Genomic DNA, 18,989 nt, shown 5'->3' on the forward strand with positions numbered 1-18,989 from the left:
TACCTTTAACCAATGTCCGAATCAAACTCAACATCTAGTAATGACAGTACCTCGTCAAACGGAGCTGGGCGGGCAAGCAGGTAGCCCTGCCCCATTTCACAGCGGTTTTCACGCAAAAACGCCAACTGTTCTTGTGTTTCAATCCCCTCAGCCACCACCTTAAGGCCAAGTTTATGCGCCATAGCGACAACCGCAGCGGTGATCTCCATATCGTTTTTGTCATGGGGAATATCACGCACAAAAGATGCATCGATCTTCAGCTGATCAAACGGCAGTGCTTTAAGATAACCTAGCGACGAGTAGCCGGTACCAAAGTCATCAATCGCCAGTGAAACGCCTAGCTCTTTCAAACGCTCCAACGTGGAGCGCACTAAATCAACATCATCCATTAACATCGACTCGGTGATCTCAAGCTCCAGGTGCTCAGCTGGGAAACCGCTCTGCGCTAGCGCATCACTCACTTTAACAAGTAACTGTGGGTCGAAGAATTGCCGCATAGAGAGGTTTACCGCCACACTGATATTATGGCCACCCTGCAATAGCTGCTGACCGTCTGCACATGCTTGCTGCAAGATCCAGTCGCCTAATTCAACGATCAGACCTAGCTCTTCAGCTATGGGAATAAACTCAGAGGGAGGGATGCGGCCGCGCTTCGGATGCTCCCAACGTACTAGGGCCTCAAGACACACCGGCCGCAACTCACTAAGAATATTCCACTGGGGCTGGTAATAGAGACGGAACTCATTGTTCTCTATGGCTCGGCGCAACTGCTGCTCCATCTCAACGCGGCGCAGCACCTCCTCGTTCATTTCCGGTGTGAAGAATTTATAGTTATTGCGCCCCTCATGCTTAGCACGGTACATAGCGAGATCAGCATTTTTCATCAGAACCGACCAATCATCGCCATCCAATGGCGCTAGCGTGATACCCAATGAAACCGTCACATCTACCTCAGTGTTGCCCAGATAGATCGGCTGACACAAAGCTTTCAGCAACTTATCTGCAACGACCTGAGCCTCTATCGGGCCACTCACATCCGGCAGCAACGCAATAAACTCATCACCGCCAAGGCGTGCAATGAAGTCGGAGTTACGCAGCACGTAGCGTAAACGGTCCGCTACGGTTTGTAGTAGCCTATCCCCAACATCATGCCCTAATGTGTCGTTAACCTGCTTAAAGTTGTCTAGATCTAGGTAGAAAAGCGCAAACAGGGTATCGCTACGAACGGCCTTTCTGATTTCGCCTTCGAGCTGCTCACGGAACAGCCGACGGTTCCCTAAGCGCGTTAACGGGTCGTAGAACGCAAGTTGTTCGATCTGCTCCTGCGTTTTTTTCTGGGCCGAAATATCTTCGCTAACACCGATATAGTGCGTAATATCGCCCGACTCATCCAAGATTGGCGAGATCGAGAGCATCGACCAATAAGGCTGTCCCGATTTCGTTTTGTTGCGTATTTCACCGTGCCAATCGTGGCCCGCTTTGATGGTTTTCCACATGTCCTTGTAGAAGTCGCCTTCCATCTCACCGGCATTTAACACGGCAGGAGTTAACCCTCGGACTTCATCAAGGCTGTATCCTGTCACCTCGGTGAACTCTTCGTTCACATACTCGATGGTGCCGTGCGCATCGGTAATCAGCACCATAGTCGGACTTTGCTCAACGGCGCGTGAAAGCTTCTGCAGGTCACCCTCAACTTGCTTACGCTCAAGCGCCAAGCTCACCAAACGCCCGGCCTGCTCCATGCGCGAAAGATCATCGCTGTTTGGTGAGCGCGGTGTCTCGTGGTAGATGGTAAAGATCGCCATGACCGCACCACTAGAACCAATAACCGGATGCGACCACACCGCTCCAATGTTCGCTTTGTGAGCGAGCTCAACATAGGGCGCCCAGTATGGATGGCTGTTTACATCATCCACAATGACCTGCTTACCGGTAGCCGCCGCGGTACCGCACGACCCAACGCCCACGCCAAACTCAAGGCCATTGATCGCTTCATTGTAAAAGTCCGGCATGCTCGGAGCCGCCCCATGCAAAAAACGGCGTTGTTCACGATCAATCAATAAGATAGAGCAACGGCTATCAGGACACACCTTCTCAAAGCTGCGGGTCACCTCGAGGAGAATAGCAGGCAGTGCAACACCACGAATAATCATATCGAGGATACGATTACTCTGCTTCAGCAGCGCATTTTCATAGTATCGGCCGGTAATATCACGATCGATGCCCAACAATCCGACAATCTCACCGCGATGATTACGCAGTGGTGTTTTCACACTTTCAAAGAGGAAGGGCTCACCATCATCGTTCTGGAGCCAAGTTTCACGACAGATCGTTTTCTCTTTTTTGTAAACCTCTTGATCTTGTTCGACGATCATATCGATATGGGCATCACCAAACACCCGCCCGACCATCTCGCCAATAGCAGAGCCATAGGTACGCCCTGTAAAGCTAACAAATGCTTGGTTACACTCGATGTACTGCCCACGCCGGTTCTTGGCATAAATCAGATCGGGGTTACTATTGAGTAGCATCCGTAGCAACGTAGCTTCGTCCATACCCGATAATGGGCCACGGCGGAAAATAGAGGAGCCTGGACGGATTAGGAAGAAGTAGCCCAACCAGATGAGGACAGCGAGTGCAGGTAGCAAGGATAAATAGAAAAATGCAGAGACCGGCGCACCAGCTTGCTTAATTTCTGCGCTTCGCGGAACATGGTGGAGCTCAATGTTAAAAGTATCCATCGCTATTTTATTAAAAACAGCATGGCTTGCCTGATCGCTTAAGTAAGGCAGTTCACTTGGCGAGTCTCCCCGCATAATACGCTTGATATAACCTGCCACCAGCTTACCGCGCTGTTCTGCGTTTTCAGTGTAGCCACCCACAGCTCCGAGCTCAACGAGCCGCATATCTGTTGTGTATACTGGGCGGCCGCCCATGCTGAGCAGACTTAGCATCACGGTAGGTGATAGACGCGATGTTTGATTTCGCCCACCGGCCGATGTTGAAACAATCACGCCAGACTCTCCCAACTCGGCGATGCGTCTAGGTAAGCGTTGTACATCCCAATGGGAAAGGAACTCAACATGCAGTGGCCGGGCTAGCAGAGCTTCTGCCGACGCGGTACGCTGTTGCTCTAGAGCGACCTGCGCGCTGCTATCACCCACCACCAGCATATGGGTGCTCTCTGGATGCAGTTTTGCAGCCAGCTCAATGGTGCGAGCAAGAGGGTCCAAAGAGATAACGCCAGTCAATAATGCGTCTTCACGCACCGACTTCTCATCTAACTGGCCCGCAAAGACCCCAGCCAGTATCGCTGGCGTGTTAGCAAACAGGCTGTCACGGTGTTGTTCGAAGAACGTCAATGCGGGCATGCCATTCAGAACGACAACGGCAGGGTCTGTGAGAGATTTTTGATGTATCTCTTGCAACAACAAAGGTGCTGTCACATCACTGTTATAGTGGTTACTGTCAAGACTGATGATTTTCAGTTCTGGAAAGAGGTCACTGACCGTACTCAACCCAGCATTTAATCCTGTGAGGAATTGCTCAGACTGAGCAAAGCCAGTTTGATAGGAGTCGATAACGAGAACAAGACTATCATTGTTAGAAACGGGTTGAGCCGCTGCTGGAAAAGCGAAAAGTGCGCTACAGCAGACAATGAGTTGGACAAACTTCCCGAACACTAAACGCATACACTCTCATCGCTAAAAAAACAGATAGACCTTAAAACACTTTAGTTGCTAATTAACGACGATACCAAGCAAGCTAGTGAGCAAAGCTGCGCAGCGCTTGAATCTCTTCCTTCCATAAAGTCTCGTCAATCGTTTCTAAAACTAAAGGAATGCCACGGAAGCGATCATCTTGCATGATGTACTGGAAGACGGGCCAGCCGATCTCACCTTGGCCAAGACTTTGGTGACGATCCGCACGGCTTCCCTGCTCTACTTTGGCATCGTTCAAGTGCATCGCGTACAAATAATCAAACCCGATAATCTTCGCGAAGGAGTTAAACGTCGCTTCACAATCAGCCTCCGTTCTCAAAGCGTAGCCTGCCGCGTGAATATGGCAAGTATCGATACACACCCCCACCCGACTTTGGTCATCAACTTGAGCAATAATGTGTGCTATTTGCTCAAAGCGATGGCCTAAATTGCTCCCCTGTCCAGCCGTTGTTTCGATCAGCGCTTTAACTCCTGCTGTTGCCTCAAGCGCGAGGTTAATCGACTCCGCAATACGCGCCACACACTCACTCTCTGGTATTTTTCGCAGGTGACTCCCCGGGTGGAAGTTCAAGTAGCAAAGACCCAGCTGCTCGCAGCGCTGCATCTCATCAATAAAAGCGCGGCGGGATTTCTCTAACGCTTCGGCATCGGGGTGGCCTAGATTGATCAGGTAACTATCGTGAGGGAGTACCTGCTCAGGCATAAAGCCAAGCTTCTCACAGCGCTCCTTGAAAAGCTTGATACTGCGGCTGGTTAAGGGCTTAGCCTCCCAGCGGCGCTGATTTTTGGTAAATAGCGCAAAGGCGTTCGCCCCAAGCTCATGCGCATTGAGCGGAGCGTTTTCGACTCCGCCCGCGGCGCTGACATGCGCACCAATAAAATAGGGTTTCAATGCCATTAGAGCTTACACGCACCGCCTAAGCAGTCATCAAAATCCATACTCTCTAACTCTTGGCGTTCAGCTTGAGCCGCTTGAATACGTGTAAACAGCTCCTGCTCCATGGCACTGCCTTGCTCTGCATCTGCGCGCTGACAGATAGCAACCAAAGCGTTTAGCTCATCTAATGTAAAATCGTTCATAACTTTCCCCTACTTTCTATTGTATTAATTTTCGACCACTTCGAGGTGATCGATTAACAGCTGCACGGTGCGCTGCCCCCGAAACTCGTTTACATCTAGCTTGTAGACGGCACGCACGCTCTGCACACTTTCATTGGGCCAAAGCATCATATCGGCGTTGAAGTGAATCGCATCAACGGTATAACCGGTGTCACGCTCCATCAGCACCATTTTTAGATGCTTTTGCCCCACGACTCGTTGCTGCACTAGCCGAAACTCACCGTCAAAGAGCGGCTCGGGAAACTGGTGCCCCCAAGGGCCTGCGTCGCGCAACTGTTCAGCAAAAGCGAGTGTCATCTCATCGCCACGCAACACACCATCAGTCTCGATGCGCTGCTCTAAGTCCTCATCCGATAGCGTTTGCCGCACGACACGGTCAAACGCTTGGCGAAACGCCTCGAGCTTATCTGCCTGCAGCGATAAGCCTGCGGCCATTGCATGGCCACCGAATTTGCTGATCAGGCCCGGATTGGATGCCGCAATTTGATCTAAAGCATCACGAATATGGAGCCCTGGAATCGAGCGAGCGGACCCTTTAATCTCTCCGTTGTCACCGGGCGCAAAGGCGATCACAGGGCGATGAGTACGCTCCTTAATACGGGACGCCAAAATACCCACGACACCCTGGTGCCAGCTTTCATCGAAGAGGCAAAGCCCAACCGGCAGGTTTTCGGTTTCAAGGCTCAGTTGGCCTAGCCACTGTAGCGCTTGCTGCTGCATATCTTGCTCAATGCCACGTCGCTCAAGATTGAGCGCATCGAGCGTTTGTGCAAGCTCGCGGGCATACTCTTCATCTTCCGCTAGTAAGCACTCAATGCCGATCGACATATCCTCTAGTCGGCCCGCCGCATTAAGCCGCGGCGCCAAAGCAAAACCCAGATCACTTGCCGTTAAGCGCTCACGGCGGCGCCCCGAAATCTCGATCAGCGCCAGAATTCCCGGCCGCGCCTGACCCGCCTTGATACGCTGCAAACCTTGATACACCAGCGTGCGATTGTTGTGCTCTAAGGCCACCACATCCGCGACGGTACCCAGTGCCACTAAGTCCAGCAGATTGGCCAGATTGGGAACAGCTATTCCCTGCTGTTCAAACCATTGCTGCGCCATGAGTTCACGGCGCAGGGCGATCAGAATATAGAAGATGACGCCCACACCACAGGTCGATTTAGCTGGAAAACTGCAACCTGGCTGATTAGGGTTCACGATAGCAGCAGCATTTGGTAGCTCACGCCCCGCCAAGTGGTGGTCAGTAACGATCACATCGATACCATGCTGCTTAGCATGAGCCACACCTTCGCAGCTGGATATACCATTATCAACCGTCACGATGAGATGAGGACTTTGCGTGGCAGCAACATCGACGATTTCCGGGCTCAACCCATAACCAAACTCAAAGCGGTTGGGCACTAGATACTCGACATCACGGCAGCCCATCATACGCAGTCCTGTTATCGCAACAGCAGTACTTGTTGCGCCATCACAGTCAAAGTCACCTACTATCATGATGCGTTCACGCGCTTTGAGAGCACTCACCAAACGGGCAACAGCAGCATCAACCCCTTTCATCTGAGAATCGGGAAGCAACTCCTTGAGATTGCGGCCCAACTGGTCAGTTGCGGTAATACCGCGCGCTGCATAGATACGTGCTAATGCAGAGGGCACTTCAGAAAAGATCGGCAGTTGAGTATCACTCACTTGCCGCCGTGTTATCGTCACCTGTTTCACGTATTGTCCTTGAAAACTCTGATCAGACAAAAAAGCCCGATAAGAATCGGGCTTTTTCACAGCTAAGCAACCATCGCTTAATCGTGCATATGGCCAGCCATAAAGGCTTGTACTTGCGCGATATCGTTATCGATCACCGATACACGCTCCTCACGCTCGAAGAGGTCTGCCATATGTGATGGTAATTGCGGTGCATCTAAGCCCGCCTTTAGCACCGCATCTGGGAATTTAACCGGATGAGCGGTTGCCAATGTAATCATAGGTACAGACGCATCACGGTTACATTCACGGCCCGCTTTCACACCAATCGCTGTGTGCGGATCTAGCAGGTAGCCGGTCTCTTCATAAACAGAGGCAATCGTTGCGCAGGTGTCTTCATCGTTAACCGCGGCACTATCGAACAGCTCACGTACGCTATCCCAACGCGCACCATCGAGTTTGACAGGACCCGACTTAAAGCGATCCATCAGATCAGCAATCGCTGCACCATCACGGCCATACACATCAAACAGCAGACGTTCGAAGTTAGAAGAGACCATAATATCCATCGACGGCGATAGGGTATGCTCCAGCGTACCTTTAGACATATCGTTACCGCTGATCACACGGTGCAGAATATCGTTACGGTTCGTTGCAACCACCAACTGCTTAATAGGTAAGCCCATCTGCTTCGCCAAATAACCGGCAAAGATATCGCCAAAGTTACCTGTTGGTACAGAGAAGCTCACTTCACGATGTGGACCGCCCAGTGCTAGCGCTGCAGAGAAGTAGTAAACGATCTGGGACATAATGCGCGCCCAGTTGATACTGTTAACTGCGCCCAACTTACGGCCATTCAAGAAGCTTTGATCGGCAAAACTGTCTTTGACCATCTGCTGGCAATCGTCAAAGTTACCTTCCAGCGCGATATTGAAGACATTGTCTTCCAAAATCGTCGTCATCTGGCGGCGCTGCACCTCTGATACACGGTTGTGAGGGTGCAGAATAAAGATATCCAGGTGGTCACTATGGCGGCAGCCCTCAATCGCAGCCGAGCCTGTATCGCCCGATGTAGCCCCCATGATAACCAAACGCTCACCACGTTTCGCTAGGGCATAGTCCATCAAACGGCCTAGTAACTGCAACGCGAAGTCTTTGAACGCCAAGGTTGGGCCATGGAATAACTCCTGAACCCACTCATTGGTGCCTAGCTCTTTCAGCGGCGCAACAGCAGAATGATTGAAACCTGCATAGGTCTCGTCGATCATTTTCTTCAGGTCAGAAGCTGCAACGCTATCACTAACAAACGGCGAGATCACTTTAAACGCTAGCTCGGCGTAGCTTAGGCTAGCCCAGTTTGCTATCTCTTCCTTGCTAAAAGATGGCAGCGTTTCTGGAACATACAGGCCACCATCACTCGCCAAGCCCGCTAGCAAGACCTCTTCAAAGTTCAAAACTGGCGCTGTGCCGCGCGTCGAAATATATTTCATGACGTTTATCTCTTAAAGCTGCTCTACTCGAATACGTGTCACTTGACCGTGGACCGCGTCCAACGCTTCGATAGCTGCGATCGCTGCGTTCATCTTTCCTTCTTGAACACGCTGCGTCAGGATAATAACTGGTACCTGCTCTTCGCTTGTCTCTTTCTGGATGATCGCCTCGATATTGATACCTTGATCACCTAACTGCTGCGCGATCGTTGCGAGCACGCCAGGCTGTTCTTGCGCCTGCATACGTAGGTAGTAAGCGGTTTCAGTCTGTTCGATAGGTAGAACAGGAGCATCAGAAAGCGACGACGGCTGGAACGCCAAGTGCGGCACACGGTTATCGCGATCAGCTGTGAGTGTACGAACCACATCGACTACATCAGCAACCACAGCAGAAGCGGTCGGTTCAGCACCTGCACCCGCACCGTAATACATCGTTTGGCCAACAGCATCGCCATCAACCAGCACAGCATTCATCACACCGTTCACATTAGCCAGCAGAGCCGCTTCCGGAATCAAGGTTGGGTGAACACGCAGTTCGACACCTTCTTCTGTACGACGGCTAACGCCTAGATGCTTGATGCGATAGCCGAGCTCTTCAGCGTATGTCACATCTTCCGGTGTCACTTTGCTGATACCTTCTGTGAACGCTTTATCAAACTGCAGCGGAATACCAAAGGCGATCGATGACAGGATCGTTAGCTTATGCGCTGCGTCAATACCTTCCACATCGAAGGTCGGATCCGCTTCGGCATAACCAAGCGCCTGTGCTTCTGCCAATACATCAGCAAAGTCACGGCCCTTTTCGCGCATTTCTGTCAGGATAAAGTTACCCGTACCATTGATGATGCCTGCAAGCCAGTTGATGCGGTTTGCCGATAGCCCCTCACGGATCGCTTTAATAACCGGGATACCACCAGCAACTGCTGCTTCAAACGCCACCATGACATTGTGCTTTTGAGCCGCTTCAAAGATCTCGTTACCATGAACAGCAATCAGTGCTTTGTTTGCCGTTACGACATGCTTGCCGTTTTCGATTGCTGTCATCACGAGTTCACGTGCTACGTCATAGCCACCGATTAGCTCAACAACGATGTCGATTTCCGGATTTTTCGCAACATCAAAAATGTCACGTGTCACCTGTGTACCTTTCGTATTGCAGTTCGGATTATCGCGACGAGCACCAATCTGCTCCACAATAATTCGACGCCCAGCTCTACGAGAAATCTCTTCTGCATTGCGGTGCAGAACATTAAAGGTACCGCTGCCTACGGTCCCTAGGCCACAAATTCCAACTTTTACCGGTTTCAAACCAATACCTCGCGTTTTACAAGCCAATCCGCCGCCATAAGAGGTTGCGAACAAAAAATGGGCAAACAGTATATCCGATAAGCTGAGTATTCTCTATTGAACGAGAGGGGATAAGTAAGAAAAACTAGGCGAGGAAAAAAGGTTTAAAAGGCCGTTTTTTGCAGGAAAAAGCAGACGAAAAACACTGCTATGTAATGAGCAGCATGCAAAACGGTGGCAGCCGCAATGCTCGCGGCTGCCTTAGCGAGTATATTACTCCGCAGTGATACCCAACATTGCAGCGAGACGCTCTGCTGGCACATAACCCGGGATCAACTGACCCTCTTGCGTGACGATTGCAGGCGTACCTGTAACACCTACCTCTTGGCCAAGTGCATATTGCTCAAGAACTGGGTTTTCGCATGTTTTATTCTCTAGTGTTTGACGCGCTTTAGACGCTGTCATCGCAGCTTGCTTATCATCCGCGCACCAGATGCTTACCATCTTCTGATGTGCAGGCGAGCCGGCGCCTTGGCGAGGGAACGCTAGATACTCCACAGCGATACCCATCTCTTGAAGCTTCGGCACCTCTTGGTGCAGCTTCTGACAGTATGGGCAGTCAACATCTGTGAACACGTAAACTGATGCTTTCACTGGCCCCTGAGCTGGGAACGTCACTTTATCGTCCGCGGCAACCGCTTCAAGCAATTCTTTACGCTGGCCATTTGCGCGCTGCTCTGTCAGGTTGACGAAGCCCTTGTCATCGCTCAGCTGGTAAAGTTGCCCCAATACAAAGTATTCACCTTTGGCATCAGAGTAGAGAACTTCACCAGAGCCCAGCTCTACTTCATACAAGTTTCCGATAGATGCAGGCTTGATCGAGTTGATCGGGATGCGCGCATCGATTTTACGGATCTGTGACTCGATAAGGTCTGTCGTCGCATCCGCGCTCACATTAACAGCCATCAGCGCCAAAGCACCTGCTGCGATTAAACTTCTAGACATGTATCCCTCAACTCTCTTGAATTTAGATAGTCAGACGAACCTGACCCATTTAAGTTCCCAATTTAGCCACGCGGATGATGTGCTTGGTGCAGCTGCTGCAACCGCTCCTGCGCGACATGCGTATATATCTGCGTAGTAGATAGATCACTGTGGCCCAACAACATCTGAACAACGCGAAGATCTGCACCGTGATTTATCAAATGCGTGGCAAAGGCATGACGCAAAACGTGTGGCGACAACGTCTTATCGATACCAATCTCGCCCGCATAGCGCTTCACCCTATGCCAAAATGTTTGCCGAGTCATCACGCGCCCTTGCTGACTTGGAAATAATACCTCTAGGCTATGCCCCTTCACCAAGTCAGGCCTCGCTTGATCCATATATCGCTGAATCCATTCGATCGCTTCAGCGCCCAGCGGGACAAGGCGCTCCTTGTCACCTTTACCCACGACCCGAATAGCACCTAGTGTCAGGTTAATCTGACTAAGCTCTAAACTAACCAGCTCGGTCACACGCAAACCGGTGGCGTATAACACCTCCAACATAGCGCGATCCCGCACCCCCAACGCCGTAGAGGTATCCGGGGCATTTAAGAGCGCTTCCACATCATCTTCGGTCAGCGTTTTGGGTAAACGCCGCCCTTTTTTGGGCAGCTTAATATCTATAAGAGGATCACTAACGATATGATGCTCACGCACCAAAAAGCGATAAAAGCGGCGCGCTGCGGAGAGAAACCGGGACGTTGACGTTGCGCTAAACTGCTCGCTCACGCGCCAAACAAGATAGCGCTGCACGTCGGGTTTAGCGGCGTCAGACAAGGATAGGACACCATGATCCTGCAGCCAGTTGGCGAAAAGCGAGAGATCACGCCGATAAGCGAGCTGAGTGTTTCGGCTCAACCCATCTTCTAACCATAAAGCATCAACAAAGTTGTTGATAAGTACAAGATTAGTCGCCGTGGGTGCTCTTTGCGTAAACCGCTGATCCAAGGCAACCTCTTAACGCAGCACTTTGACGTTAGCGATATTTTCGCGATAGATCGGAAAGGTGATATTACCCTGCTCTAGATGATGTTGCACGCTCACACGCTCTTTGTTCACTGCCACTAAGCGCCCCATCACCTCTTTGCCAAAGCGTGTTTTTATCTTCACCTCACGCCCGATATAAGCAGGCAGCTCACTTACAGCTGTATTCATATAAGCGACTGATACATCGCTGTGCTCCAGCGCCACAACACCGGGGATAATTTCTCTCAAGCGCTTAGCGGGCTTCTCCTCAACCACCTCTTCCTCAATAACCTCAACCGCCTCTACAATCGGCAATACTGGCGGTACATCCTCTTCTGAGTCACTCGCAAGCTCTGAGGTTGGCGCCTTCTCTGCAACACTATTGATCACCACCCAATCACCCTCACTGAGCTTTACCTGTTCCGCATTGATGGTCAATGCGACCTCCGATGGCGTAATAAGGGAGTCTTTGGCAACCTTAGTCCGTAGCAGTGCCTCAAGCGATACCGGCACGGCAGGTTCAAGTAATAGTTCGGCTTTTGAGCCTGACATTTCAATCGCGACTAGCGCCTGCTTTAGCAACCTAGAGGGCTGTATATCATGCTCTAAAGCCCATTGATCAACACGCTCCGCCAAATAGCGTTGCTGCCCCTCACGTGATGCAGACTCAGGCAAGCAATAGTTTAAGCGGCGAATATTCATTCCTTTGTCGCGCACCCGTAAACGACTGTATGCCACGCGGCTGAGAGCCAGATCTTTACGCAACAAAGAGACGCCGTTGACGTTGCCTAGCCATAACTGAAGCTCTACTGTCGCTATACCAGTCATATCACCATCTAAACTGATTTTTAACTGCTGACGGTTTGCAGAAGGCTCAAATGCAATTTTAACCTCTCCAGGTTGCGCACCGTAACCGTACGCAAGCAGTGCTGCTGGCAGCAGGTCGTCTTGTAGTGAACAGAGCTGATCAGGCAATGTATCTGTTTTAGAGTAAGCCTTGGAGATACTCGGTAAGTTTATCGAGAGTCCAGACGCTTGCAGAGAGAAAGGTTCGGTGAGACGACCGCTATACATCTGATCATGCGCGGTAAGAAAAAAGTGCCAGCTATTTCCCGCTATATTTAGCTTATCAATTGAGAGTAGCGGATTGTTCTGCTGATCTCTAACCGTGATATCAGACACCACCACCGGAGAGAATAGGAACGCTGAAACCTCTTGATAATCGACCTTAGCGACACCTTTAAACGGGCGAATCAGCGCATTGACGGCATCGGTAGCTTTTACCCAATAGTAACCCTGTATCGCTGCTACGATCGAAATTAAGACTAACGGGTAAACAGCCCACTTAAGCCAACGCTTCATGCTTTCCCTCTTTTGAAGTGACCACTCAGGCAGTAGTTATACAGATACCGTAAGAAAATATACTAGTCTATAACGCAAAAAAGGTGACCATAGTCACCTTTTTCTTTACTGCCGCTTAAAGAGAGCTTAGCTCAACTTCTCTTTAATACGAGCAGACTTACCACTACGCTCACGTAGGTAGTATAGTTTAGCCTGACGAACGTCACCACGACGCTTCAGGTGAATCTCTTCAACTGTTTGGCTGTACGTTTGGAAAGTACGCTCAACACCAACACCGTGAGAAATTTTACGCACAGTGAAAGCTGAGTTCAGACCACGGTTACGCTTACCGATAACAACGCCTTCAAACGCCTGCAGACGGCTACGGTTACCTTCAACTACACGTACCTGCACAACAACTGTGTCACCAGGACCAAATGCAGGGACTTCTTTAGTCATCTGTTCAGCTTCAAGCTGCTGAATGATTGGTTTTTTGCTGCTCATCGCTCGCTCCTAATTTCCACCATCAGGCGTCTTAGCCTCATGGATATAATCTGTTAACAACTTTTGCTGCTCTGCGGACAACTCGATCTGATCCAGCAATTCAGGCCGCCTTTCGTATGTTCGGCCTAGCTGCTGTTTTAGACGCCAGCGTCTAATCTCTTCGTGGTTACCACTTAACAGCACATCAGGTACGCGCAGTTCATCGATTGCTTCTGGACGAGTGTAATGAGGGCAGTCCAGCAAACCATCTGCAAATGAATCTTCGACTGCAGACGCTTGATGGCCCAAAACACCCGGCACTAACCTTGATACGGCATCGATAATCGCCATGGCGGGTAACTCACCACCACTGAGAACAAAATCCCCTAAAGAGATTTCGGCATCGATCTCCGTTTCAATTAAGCGCTCGTCTATTCCCTCGTAACGGCCCGCTACTAAGATCATTTTATCCCAGGCAACAAACTCCTGAGCAATAGAGTGATCAAAGCGACGTCCCTGCGGCGAAAGATAAACAACCTGGGTGTCATCACCCAGTGCTGCCTTCGCTGCATGGATTGCATCTTTGAGAGGCTGAACCTTCATCAACATACCAGGACCACCACCATAAGGGCGATCATCCACTGTGCGATGTTTATCGTATGCAAAGTCTCGTGGAGACCAGCATGCAACAGAGATTAAGCCTTCTTTTACTCCACGCCCTGAAACACCATGCTTAGTAATCGCATCAAACATTTCAGGGAAGAGCGATACAACGCCAAATTGCACGCGTTAAAACTCTGGGTCCCAATCGACCCGCATCGTACCTGCTTCCAGGTTAATTTCTTTAATCACTTGATCAGGCAAATAAGGAATCATACGTTCCTTACGATCAATACTCTCGGCATTCCCACGAACAACTAACACATCGTTGGAACCCGTCTCAATCAAGTGACTTACACGTCCTAGCAATTCGCCATTCAGTGTATAAACTGACAGTTTTTCCAGCTGGCTCCAGTAGTACTCGCCTGCCTCCAATTGAGGTAACAACGAGCGATCAACAGCGATCTCAGCACCACAAAATTGTCGTGCCACATCGCGATCACTTACACCAGCCAGTTTCGCTATTAAGCCCTTGCCGTGCTTCTTAGAAGCCTCGACCTCTACCGGTTTCCACTGACCTTCGATTTTTAACAACCAAGGCGAGTACGAGAGGATATTTTCCATCGGATCGGTATGTGAGTAGACCTTAAGCCACCCTTTCACACCATAGACCGACGTCAGTTGGCCGAGTACAGCAATATTATTAGTTGTATTACGGCTCATAACCTATCCCGGTAAGCTTAGTCGCGATTACTGTGCAGCTTTAGCTTCTTTCACTAGCTGAGCGACACGCTCAGATAGTTGCGCGCCTTTACCAGTCCAGTATTCAACGCGCTCTAAATCAATGCGTAGCTTCTCTTCCTGACCGCGAGCAACTGGGTTGAAGAAACCGATGCGTTCGATAAAACGACCATCGCGCGCATTGCGAGAATCAGCAACAGTGATTTGGTAAAAAGGACGCTTTTTTGCGCCGCCACGAGACAAACGAATTGTGACCATACGATGATCCCTTTATTGTGCTAGGTTTTGGTATCGCCTAGCGTTAGCTTGCCGCCTTCAGTCCGTATTTGTTATTCAAAATAACTAAAACACGCTTCAATTGCGGTACTGATAAAACAATAGGGGGCGGATTCTACTAGAACCGCCCCCTATTTGAAAGCATATATGCTACTTTGTGGTCAAAAAACCATCACAGTTTTGGGAAGCCACCAGGGCCGCCACCCATGCCCGGCGGCATCATACCCTTCATACCGCGCATCAGCTTCGACATCCCCCCTTTACCCGAGAACTTCTTCATCATCTTAGACATCTGTTTATGCTGTTTTAGCAGACGATTGATATCTTGAATTTGAGTTCCTGAACCCGCTGCAATACGCTTTTTGCGTGAGCCGGAAATGATATCCGGGTTGCGGCGTTCCGCAGGTGTCATAGAGTTGATAATCGACTCCATCTGCACAATGCCCTTCTCTGCTTTCGCAGCGTCTGCAGCTTGCGCAAGCTGACCCATACCGGGCATCTTATCCAGCATTCCCATCATGCCACCCATATTCTTCATCTGCTGGATCTGCTCACGGAAGTCTTCAAGATCAAACCCTTTCCCTTTCTTGATCTTCTTGGCGAACTTCTCCGCTTTAGTCTTATCGATCTTGCGCTCAGCTTCTTCAATAAGCGAAAGAACATCACCCATACCCAGAATGCGTGATGCAAGACGATCCGGGTGGAATGGCTCGAGTGCGTCAACCTTCTCACCCATACCGATGAACTTAATCGGCTTACCTGTGATGTGTCTCACAGATAACGCAGCACCACCGCGCGCATCACCATCTGCTTTCGTCAGCACGACACCGGTGAGCGGCAGAACATCATTAAACGCTCGAGCCGTGTTAGCCGCATCTTGACCCGTCATTGCATCAACGACAAATAGTGTTTCGACAGGGTTGATGGCAGCATGCAGTGCTTTGATCTCGTCCATCATGTCGCTATCAACATGCAAACGGCCTGCCGTATCCACTAGCAGCACATCGTAGTGCTGAATACGTGCATGGTTGATCGCTGCACTCGCAATATCGATCGGCTTTTGCTCAGTGGTTGAAGGGAAAAAGTCGACACCCACTTCACTCGCTAATGTTTCTAGCTGCTTGATCGCTGCAGGACGATATACGTCAGCAGAAACAACCAAAACTTTTTTCTTCTCGCGCTCACGCAAAAAGCGCGACAGCTTCGCAACAGACGTGGTCTTACCCGCACCTTGCAAACCCGCCATAAGAACAACGGCAGGCGGTTGAGCAGAGAGGTTTAGCTCTTCATTGGCTTCACCCATTACGCGCACAAGCTCTTCGTTGACAATTTTAACGAAGACTTGGCCCGGCTTTAGGCTAGAACTCACCTCTTGGCCAATCGCGCGCTCTTTAACGCCATTTACAAACTCTTTAACGACGGGTAACGCAACATCCGCTTCCAAAAGCGCCATACGGACTTCACGCAGTGTGCCTTTGATGTTGTCTTCTGTGAGTTTTGCCTGTCCGGTAACAGAGCGTAGCGTTTTCGTTAAGCGATCTGACAGATTCTCAAACATAGTTACCTCTAATGCGCTTCTTTGCTGTGTTGAAATCCGCTTTACCGGTTATCCAACATTATCTAAGAAGCGTCTTGAAATCATAAATTTGCAGCATTATAACTCAGCGATCTTTATCCCCCCACCCATATTTTCAGCGTGCAGCATTTGTGACACACTTAGACTCTTATCAGGAGGGCATGATGCTAACCATCTCGACACTGCTGGCCGTTGTTTTCTACTTTGCCGCAGCATCTATACAGTTTCTAAAACTTAAACGTCGTATCACGTTAAATGGCAGCATTATCAAAGGGTGCGCCATTGCAGGGATGCTGATGCACACTTTTGCGCTATATTTGGTGCTGCATCGCCCCGATGGCATCAACCTTGGCACCTTTATCGCAGGTTCTTTAGTTGGGTGGTTAGTTGCCGGCGTTGTGGTTATCAGCAGCCTGCGCCAGCAAATCGATAACCTCTATATCGGTGTACTACCGATGGCTGCCCTCGCCGCACTCACCGCGATTTGGCTGCCTAATTTGGGGACAACCAAACTCTACAGTGGCGGTCTGTTGTTACATATATTGCTGTCTATCTTGGCGTATAGCATCTTTACGGTCGCAACATTTCAAGCATTCTTGCTATCGATGCAGGACCAAGCGCTAAAACAGCACCACACACGTGGTCTTGTATCCTCCCTGCCGCCGCTCCAGACCATGGAGCGCCTGCTGTTTGAGATGCTATGGATTGGCATCAGCTTGCTGACCGCGTCGCTAATTACCGGCTTCATCTACGTTGATGATTTCTTTGCCCAACATCTCGTGCATAAAACCGTATTCACTATGCTCGCTTGGCTACTCTACGCAGTGCTGCTGTGGGGGCACAAAGTACAGGGTTGGCGAGCCCAAAAAGCCGTGCGTTGGACGATCAGTGGTTTCTTCTTGCTGATGATCGGCTTCTTCGGCTCAAAGATGGTGATTGAGGTATTAAACCTTTAGATGGTGAGTACCTCTTGACACCTCGTGGCCCGCTCTTGAAAATGGAGCTCCACTAAGTAATCTAAGGCCTCCCACATTGGAAGAAGCATCGATAAGTTTTCTTCTCGGAATTCTCGTTTTTCTGATCTGTTGTTCTGCTTTTTTCTCGAGTTCTGAAACCGGCATGATGTCGCTCAACCGGTATCGACTAAAGCATTTAGTAAAACAGAAACATGCGGGGGCCCGCAGAGCGAGCAACCTCTTAGACCGTCCAGATCGCCTCATCGGCGTTATTTTGATCGGCAACAACTTCGTTAACATCTTAGCCACCTCAATTGCTACCGTGCTAGCTGTGCGCATTTGGGGAGACGCCGGTATTGCCATCGCTACAGCTGCGCTGACACTGGTGATCCTAATTTTCGCTGAAGTCACGCCAAAGACAATGGCTGCGCTATTTCCAGAACGCATCGCATTTCCAGCTTCATTTGTTTTAACGCCTCTGCTCAAGCTACTTTATCCACTCGTTTGGATCGTTAACGGAATCACAAATAGCATCTTGAAGGTGTTTGGCGTTAACGTTGATAGCCAGAACGAGGACCATCTCAGCACCGAAGAGCTGCGCACACTGGTCAATGAAGCAGGCGCCCTGCTGCCAAAGCGCAAGCAGTCGATGCTGTTGGGCGTTTTAGAGCTCAATGATGTGACCGTTGACGACATCATGATCCCGAAAAATGAGATTCAAGGCATCGACCTTGATCTTGAACTGGATGATATCCTCGATAAGCTATCCAAAACCGCCCACACTCGTCTGCCGGTTTACAATGGTGATGTGAACAAAGTGGTTGGCATTTTGCACATGCGCAACCTAGCACAACTGATCCAGCAGGGCATGGTGACAAAAGCCGCTATCTTGCAGGTGATCGCAGAGCCGTATTTCATTCCAGAAAGCACACCGCTGCAAACTCAACTTCTGAACTTTCAAAAGGAGAGCCGCCGCATTGGGTTAGTGGTGGATGAGTACGGTGATGTACAGGGTATTGCAACGCTTGAGGATATCCTCGAAGAGATCGTTGGAGAACTCTCTGCAGATCACAAGGAGGAGAACTCTGATATTCACCTGCAGGAAGATGGCAGCTACTTCATCGAAGCCTCTGCTTATATTCGCGAGATCAATAAGACGCTCAATTGGGAGCTCCCTACTGATGGGCCGAAAACACTCAACGGCCTTATTATTGAGACGCTTGAATCGATCCCCGATGCAAACGTTTGCCTGACCATCGGCCAGTATCGTATTGAGACGCTACAAATCACTGACAACTTGATTAAGTCCGCACGCCTAGTAGCGATTCCTCAACGCTCATAGCACTTACCGAGCTAGCCTGTAACGGGCTAGCTCGTCGTCAACTTCTCAGTTACGCTTTGTACTTTATCAGCCATGGTTTGGTCGCGATCAGTGCGTGTTCCGATACGCATACTGGTTGTGACTCGCGGAGCACCTAATTCATGCACCACCTCGTGGCAACGCTTCACCACGGCAAATACTTCATCCCACTCACCTTCAATATTAGTTCCGTAGGCATGCATCTGGTGGGACAAACCGGCCGCTTCGATCTCCTGCTGGCAGGCGGCCACATAGGACGATACCGATACACCAACACCCATCGGCACCACACATAAGTCGATCATCACCTTCATCACATGCT

The 18,989-nt window shown here is 50.1% G+C and carries 17 protein-coding genes; 2 read left to right on the plus strand and 15 right to left on the minus strand.

The annotated features are described in order from the left end of the window. Positions 1 to 5: 5 nt before the first annotated feature. The 14 genes from E4L36_RS09575 to ffh form a co-directional block, all read right to left on the minus strand. Entirely contained in the window at positions 6 to 3,692 is a 3,687-nt protein-coding gene (locus E4L36_RS09575) for an ABC transporter substrate binding protein (protein ID WP_136680406.1), read from the minus strand. Between the two features lie 73 nt (positions 3,693 to 3,765). Continuing rightward, entirely contained in the window at positions 3,766 to 4,620 is an 855-nt protein-coding gene (nfo, locus tag E4L36_RS09580) for a deoxyribonuclease IV (protein ID WP_136680407.1), read from the minus strand. After that, positions 4,620 to 4,802, minus strand: a complete 183-nt coding sequence (locus E4L36_RS09585; protein WP_127693259.1) for a hypothetical protein — start codon at positions 4,800 to 4,802, stop codon at positions 4,620 to 4,622. The genes nfo and E4L36_RS09585 overlap by 1 nt, the downstream gene beginning before the upstream one ends. Positions 4,803 to 4,826: 24 nt before the next feature. Further along, a complete protein-coding gene (gene recJ / locus E4L36_RS09590) occupies positions 4,827 to 6,566 on the minus strand; it encodes a single-stranded-DNA-specific exonuclease RecJ (protein ID WP_206064538.1) in 1,740 nt (579 codons plus the stop codon). A gap of 77 nt (positions 6,567 to 6,643) precedes the next feature. Continuing rightward, positions 6,644 to 8,035, minus strand: coding sequence for a threonine synthase (thrC, locus tag E4L36_RS09595; RefSeq protein ID WP_136680408.1), 1,392 nt, complete (start codon positions 8,033 to 8,035; stop codon positions 6,644 to 6,646). 12 nt (positions 8,036 to 8,047) lie between these two features. Continuing rightward, a complete protein-coding gene (locus E4L36_RS09600; RefSeq protein WP_136680409.1) occupies positions 8,048 to 9,343 on the minus strand; it encodes a homoserine dehydrogenase in 1,296 nt (431 codons plus the stop codon). A gap of 252 nt (positions 9,344 to 9,595) precedes the next feature. Continuing rightward, the gene (locus tag E4L36_RS09605; protein ID WP_136680410.1) at positions 9,596 to 10,327 is read right to left on the minus strand and encodes a DsbC family protein; all 732 of its coding nucleotides are present in this window, start codon (positions 10,325 to 10,327) and stop codon (positions 9,596 to 9,598) included. A 62-nt stretch (positions 10,328 to 10,389) separates the two neighbouring features. Continuing rightward, a complete protein-coding gene (xerD, locus tag E4L36_RS09610) occupies positions 10,390 to 11,316 on the minus strand; it encodes a site-specific tyrosine recombinase XerD (RefSeq protein ID WP_136680411.1) in 927 nt (308 codons plus the stop codon). A gap of 9 nt (positions 11,317 to 11,325) precedes the next feature. Next, positions 11,326 to 12,696, minus strand: a complete 1,371-nt coding sequence (locus tag E4L36_RS09615) for a hypothetical protein (protein ID WP_136680412.1) — start codon at positions 12,694 to 12,696, stop codon at positions 11,326 to 11,328. A gap of 126 nt (positions 12,697 to 12,822) precedes the next feature. Beyond that, positions 12,823 to 13,179, minus strand: a complete 357-nt coding sequence (gene rplS / locus E4L36_RS09620) for a 50S ribosomal protein L19 (protein WP_127693265.1) — start codon at positions 13,177 to 13,179, stop codon at positions 12,823 to 12,825. 9 nt (positions 13,180 to 13,188) lie between these two features. Then, complete coding sequence (gene trmD, locus E4L36_RS09625) at positions 13,189 to 13,944, minus strand: tRNA (guanosine(37)-N1)-methyltransferase TrmD (RefSeq protein ID WP_136680413.1); 756 nt, start codon at positions 13,942 to 13,944, stop codon at positions 13,189 to 13,191. 3 nt (positions 13,945 to 13,947) lie between these two features. Then, positions 13,948 to 14,481 carry a ribosome maturation factor RimM gene (gene rimM / locus E4L36_RS09630; RefSeq protein WP_136680414.1) on the minus strand — a complete coding sequence of 178 codons (534 nt, stop codon included), beginning with the start codon at positions 14,479 to 14,481 and terminating at the stop codon, positions 13,948 to 13,950. 27 nt (positions 14,482 to 14,508) lie between these two features. Further along, entirely contained in the window at positions 14,509 to 14,757 is a 249-nt protein-coding gene (rpsP, locus tag E4L36_RS09635; protein WP_127693268.1) for a 30S ribosomal protein S16, read from the minus strand. A gap of 190 nt (positions 14,758 to 14,947) precedes the next feature. Further along, positions 14,948 to 16,333: a signal recognition particle protein gene (gene ffh / locus E4L36_RS09640; protein WP_136680415.1), complete on the minus strand. Its 1,386-nt coding sequence runs from the start codon at positions 16,331 to 16,333 to the stop codon at positions 14,948 to 14,950. 182 nt (positions 16,334 to 16,515) lie between these two features. Here ffh and ccsA point away from each other — a divergent pair, with 182 nt between their 5' ends. Beyond that, positions 16,516 to 17,307, plus strand: a complete 792-nt coding sequence (ccsA, locus tag E4L36_RS09645; RefSeq protein ID WP_127693270.1) for a cytochrome c biogenesis protein CcsA — start codon at positions 16,516 to 16,518, stop codon at positions 17,305 to 17,307. A 76-nt stretch (positions 17,308 to 17,383) separates the two neighbouring features. Next, positions 17,384 to 18,649, plus strand: a complete 1,266-nt coding sequence (locus tag E4L36_RS09650) for an HlyC/CorC family transporter (RefSeq protein WP_136680416.1) — start codon at positions 17,384 to 17,386, stop codon at positions 18,647 to 18,649. 26 nt (positions 18,650 to 18,675) lie between these two features. Here E4L36_RS09650 and E4L36_RS09655 read toward each other — a convergent pair whose 3' ends face one another. Then, the gene (locus E4L36_RS09655) at positions 18,676 to 18,981 is read right to left on the minus strand and encodes an MTH1187 family thiamine-binding protein (RefSeq protein ID WP_136680417.1); all 306 of its coding nucleotides are present in this window, start codon (positions 18,979 to 18,981) and stop codon (positions 18,676 to 18,678) included. Between the last annotated feature and the right edge of the window lie 8 nt (positions 18,982 to 18,989).

It is taken from the genome of Neptunomonas sp. XY-337 (genome assembly GCF_004959845.1).
Lineage (GTDB): Bacteria > Pseudomonadota > Gammaproteobacteria > Pseudomonadales > Balneatricaceae > Neptunomonas > Neptunomonas marina.